The organism is Mesorhizobium sp. LEGMi-168a (assembly GCF_058312955.1).
Genome location: NZ_JBZEGV010000108.1, coordinates 1 through 1,296, shown reverse-complemented (window position 1 = coordinate 1,296; position 1,296 = coordinate 1). Strand labels below are relative to the sequence as shown.

Here is a 1,296-nt window from a genome sequence, read left to right as displayed (position 1 = left end):
ATCCCACGGAAGGGCGATGGGCAGTTGGCCGAATTCGGCAGCGACGAGGACCCGGTCGAATGTGCCGTGTCGTTGCAGCGCGCCCTGGCGGAACGCAACACCGCCGTTTCCGAGGATCATCGAATTCGCGTCAGGATCGGGATCAATCTCGGCGAGGTGATTGTCGAGGGCGAGGACCGATATGGCGAGGGGGTCAACGTCGCTGCCAGGCTCCAACAACTAGCGGAACCCGGCGGCATCTGTGTCTCTGCAAAGGTCGCAAAAGAGATTGAGAAGAAGTTGGCTTTCGGCCTTGAGCCGATGGGCCAACAGAGGTTGAAGAACATCGCCGAACCGGTGCAGGCCTACCGGGTGCTGCTCGACCCCGCAGTGGCTGGAAAGCCCACGGCTGCCAATCGACACCCACGCTTCAGGCGCAATCTGGCTGTCGCCATTGGGGCCCTTGTTGTCGCGGTCGGCCTTGCAGCAGCGTGGTGGCGACCGTGGGAGCCACCGCTTCGGCCTACTGCTCTGACGACCAATGCGAAAGCCGACACTCGGCCATCCCTCGTCGTGCTTCCATTTGACAATCTCAGCGACGACAAGGCGCAAGGTTATCTGGCTGACGGTTTCACCGAGGACCTGACCACAGAACTTGCACGCGTGCCCGGCCTGTTCGTCGTATCGCGAAACGCGGCTTCCACCTACAAGGACAAGAAGACTGAACACGCTGAGATCGCCGCGGCGCGTGGTGTCCGGTACATTCTGGAGGGCTCGATACGTAGGGTCGGCGACGACATGCGCATCAATGCGCAATTGATCGACGGCTCGACCACCGGTCATCTCTGGGCAGAACGTTTCGACGGCCAGTGGGCGGATGTGTTTGCGCTGCAGGACAAGGTCGTTGTCAGTATCGCCGGCGCGCTCAAGCTCCGTCTCGTCAGCGAACAAGGCAAGGCAGATGTCGCGGGCGGCACGCGCAATCCTGCAGCCTACGAAGCTTACCTCCAGGGCATGGAAATCTACAATCGTCGCAATACTCCAGACGAGTTTGCGCAAGCGGTGAGGTTTTTCCAGCAGGCGCTGGAACTTGATCCGAATTTCGGCGCGGCGGCAGCCTCGCTCGCATGGGCCTATTGGGACATGGACGGGCCGCGGGGCAAAGCGTTAGTCGTTTCGGACATCGGTGCGCTGTACAACGTCTACAAGTATCTGGGGGAGGCGGCCAAGCATCCTTCGCCGTCCTACTATCAGCTCGTAGCCAGCTTGCTGGTTCGCGAGCACCGGTCCGACGAGGCAGTCGCGGTTATGTTCAAG

1 protein-coding gene is annotated in these 1,296 nt (G+C 61.0%); it reads left to right on the top strand.

Going from position 1 to position 1,296, the window contains the following annotated elements:
• Window positions 1-24: 24 nt before the first annotated feature.
• The coding region (locus AC4FWB_RS34220) for an adenylate/guanylate cyclase domain-containing protein (protein WP_491030617.1) at window positions 25-1,296 on the top strand (1,272 nt) is incomplete at its 3' end.